Annotated in this window: 4 protein-coding genes; all 4 read left to right on the top strand. The window is 46.4% G+C overall.

What is annotated here, in order from left to right; genetic code table 11:
• Positions 1 to 619 (top strand): vitamin B12 dependent-methionine synthase activation domain-containing protein (locus tag ACEW8S_RS00570; RefSeq protein WP_373516249.1); only part of this gene is annotated, 619 nt, incomplete at its 5' end.
• 212 nt (positions 620 to 831) lie between these two features.
• Entirely contained in the window at positions 832 to 1,785 is a 954-nt protein-coding gene (metF, locus tag ACEW8S_RS00565; RefSeq protein WP_373516248.1) for a methylenetetrahydrofolate reductase [NAD(P)H], read from the top strand.
• A 40-nt stretch (positions 1,786 to 1,825) separates the two neighbouring features.
• Positions 1,826 to 2,920 carry an acyloxyacyl hydrolase gene (locus tag ACEW8S_RS00560; RefSeq protein ID WP_373516247.1) on the top strand — a complete coding sequence of 365 codons (1,095 nt, stop codon included), beginning with the start codon at positions 1,826 to 1,828 and terminating at the stop codon, positions 2,918 to 2,920.
• A gap of 39 nt (positions 2,921 to 2,959) precedes the next feature.
• A partial coding sequence (locus ACEW8S_RS00555; protein ID WP_373516246.1) for a GIN domain-containing protein occupies positions 2,960 to 3,459 on the top strand: 500 nt, incomplete at its 3' end.

The following is a 3,459-nucleotide window of genomic DNA, read 5'->3' as shown; positions in this document are numbered from 1 at the left end:
AAAGACTTTCAAGTTCCGGACCCTTCGCCAACAACTACAGCGTCGCGAAGGCGTTCCCGATTACGCCCTATCCGATTTTATCGCCCCCAAGAAAACGGAAAAACAAGATTACATCGGCTGTTTTTGTGTCAGCACAGGTTTCGGGGCGGACGAACTATCGGAAAAATATCGCAAAGATCTCGACGACTATAGCTCCATCATGGTCAAGGCACTGGCAGACCGCTTGGCCGAGGCCTTCGCCGAATATTTGCATAAGGAAGTCCGGATGAAACATTGGGGCTATGCGGCCAACGAAGAATTGGACAATGAAGCCTTGATCGGTGAAAAATATAAGGGCATCCGCCCCGCTCCTGGCTATCCCGCCTGTCCCGATCATTTGGAAAAACTAACGATTTGGGATATGCTTCAAGTCGAGGAGCGTATCGGGGTAAAGTTGACCGATAGCCTCGCCATGTGGCCCGCCTCATCGGTCAGCGGCTATTATTTTGCCAACCCCGAAGCCAAATATTTCGGACTCGGAAAAATAAAGGAAGATCAAGTAGCCGATTTCGCCGACCGAAAAGGGATATCCCTGGAAAAGGCGACGAAATGGCTGGCACCCAATATTGCCGACGACTAATTAACGCAGAGACCTCAAATGTTTCTTGAACATGGCAGGTTGAACTTAGGGAGACTTAGCGTCAGGGATTGCAGCGGCATCTTTTTTTGCTTTTTCGGCAAAAAAAATATAGCGGAAAGCCCGCCCGGACGCCCAAATAGTAAAATAAGTACCAATTTTGAACCTTCCTGAATTCACGGATCAGCGAGGATACTGAAACAAGTTCAGCAAACATGAAAATAACCGACCACATAAAAAACGCCAAAGGAGAAACCTTGTTCTCCTTCGAGATCATCCCGCCATTAAAAGGCCATAGAATTCAGGAACTCTACGATAATATCGATCCTTTAATGGAATTCAGACCGCCATTCATCGATGTGACTACTTCCCGCGAAGAGTATGTCTATATCGAACGCGATGGACTTCTCGACAAAAAATTGACCCGTATGCGTCCCGGTACGGTCGGTATCTGCGCTTCAATCAAGCATAAGTATAACGTCGATACCGTGCCCCACCTACTTTGCGGCGGTTTTTCGAAAGAGGAAACCGAATATGTGTTGGTCGATTGCCACTATCTGGGCATCGACAATGTGATGGCCTTGCGGGGCGATGCGATGAAAGATGAAAAATACTTCAGGCCGACCAAGGGGGGTCATGATTATGCCGTGGGCCTTGTAAAGCAGTTGAACGACCTGAACTGTGGTAATTATCTGCATGATGCCGTCGAGACCGAGCATTGCGCCGATTTCTGTATCGGGGTGGCCGGTTATCCGGAAAAGCATCTGGAGGCGCCATCCTTGCAATCGGACTTAAAACGCTTAAAGGAAAAGGTCGATGCCGGGGCGCATTACGTGGTCACCCAAATGTTCTTCGACAACCAAAAATATTTCAAGTTCGTCGATGCCGCCAAGGATATGGGAATCCACGTCCCCATCATTCCCGGGATCAAACCCATCGCCGTTAAACGCCATTTGCAATTGCTGCCGCAGGTATTCCGTATCGATATTCCCCAAGATTTGATCGACGCGGTCGATGATTGTGAAAACAATAAGGCCGTTCGGCAAGTTGGTGTGGAGTGGTGCATCGAGCAGTCCAAAGAACTGAAATCAGCGGGCGTTCCCGTACTGCATTATTATTCCATGGGAAAATCGGATAACATTAAGGCGATAGCGGAGAAGGTGTTTTGAACAGCGTGTATTTCAAATTTCAACCTTATCTTTGCGCCCCATGAACTCAAGGGTATTTCTTTTTTTTGTGTTGGCCGTGGGATGTTGTTTCGCCCAAGAGGATGCAACGAAAAATAACTACAGCTTCGATGCCAATGCGTTTTATGGTTCGATATATTTGCACAATCCCGATATCTCCCATTTAATTACCGAGCATCCAGCGGGATTGATTTTAGGATACAATCGAAAAACCTACGGGCAGGAAGATTGGCAACAAGGGTATAATTATCCTGATTTAGGGGCATCCTTTATCTATCAGGATATGGTCAACCCCATCATGGGGAAAAATTACAGCCTATATGCCCATTTCAATTTTTACTTTTTCAAGCGGAATCTCCAGTTCCGGATAGGGCAGGGGGTTGCCTATACCACGAATCCGTATGACCGCGACACTAATTTTCGGAACAATGCCTATGGATCCCGATTGCTGAGTACCACCTTTATGATGTTCAATTACCACAAAGAAAATATCTATAAAAATCTAGGTTTTAAAGCCGGTATTTCCATTGTACATTATTCCAACGCCAACGTGAAGGCGCCGAACACTTCTACGAACACGATTGCTTTTAATGCGGGTCTGGTATACAGATTGACCCAAGCCGAAACGGAGTACATACGAAGGGAAAAGGTCAAGATTACCGAACCTATCAAATATAATCTAGTCTTTAGGGGCGGTGTCAATGCCAGCGATAATATCGGCCATGGGCAATTCCCGTTCTTTATTTTTTCAGTATATGCCGACAAACGGCTGGGCAGAAAAAGTGCCGTACAGGCAGGTGCGGATGTATTTTTTAGTAATTTTCTTAAAGAACTGATCGAGTTTCAGTCCATTTCGTTTCCGGAGAACAATATCTCCGCCGATACCGATTATAAAAGAGCCGGACTTTTCATCGGCCACGAGCTGATCATCAATAGGCTATCTATAGTAACCCAATTGGGCTACTACGTGTACTACCCGTTCGATTTTGAAGGGCGGGTGTACAATCGGCTGGGCATTAAGCGCTATTTTGGGGAAAAGGTGTTCGGTGTTATCAGCCTTAAATCGCATGGCGCCGCTGCGGAGGCTGTGGAGTTTGGAATTGGTGTAAGGTTGTAAGGCTCAAAATATACTATTCAAGGTAAAAGCGTGAAGAATTTGGAATTAAAAATTTGGGAGCTGCCAGTCACGGATGCGCTGGCAGTCGGGAGGCAGGCTGGTTTGGGATTTTTTCCCATCTCGAGATGTGCCATAAAAAATTCAGTGTTGCTATTGGTTGCCCTGTTTTTCTTTGGATGTAACGGGGAAAACGCCCCCGACTGCCTACAAAATTCGGGAGACCTTATCCGTGAGGAAGTCCCCGTGCCTAATTTTACCAAAATCACGGTCTTCGAAAATGTAGCCTTGGTATTAAAACAGGGCGACGTGCAAAAAGTAGAGATCGAAACGGGAGAATATCTTAGTGATGAAGTATCCACCACCGTTGAAGGTGATCGTTTGTTGTTAAAAGATACCAATGACTGTAATTATTTCCGGGAATATGGCCTTACGACCGTTTATGTGACTTCCCCTGATATTACGGAAATCCGCAGTAGTACCGGCTGGCCGATTAAAAGCGATGGGGTTTTGGGTTATGAGCGCTTGACGCTGTTGTCCGA

The sequence above is a fragment of the Pricia sp. genome (genome assembly GCF_041745955.1).
GTDB lineage: Bacteria > Bacteroidota > Bacteroidia > Flavobacteriales > Flavobacteriaceae > Pricia.
This window is presented reverse-complemented; position numbering and strand designations above follow the sequence as displayed.

What these genes read in the sequence shown, in the direction of transcription:
- metF (WP_373516248.1), top strand. Translation starts at nt 832, where the DNA reads ATGAAAATAACCGACCACATAAAAAACGCCAAAGGAGAAACCTTGTTC.
- ACEW8S_RS00560 (WP_373516247.1), top strand. Translation starts at nt 1,826, where the DNA reads ATGAACTCAAGGGTATTTCTTTTTTTTGTGTTGGCCGTGGGATGTTGT.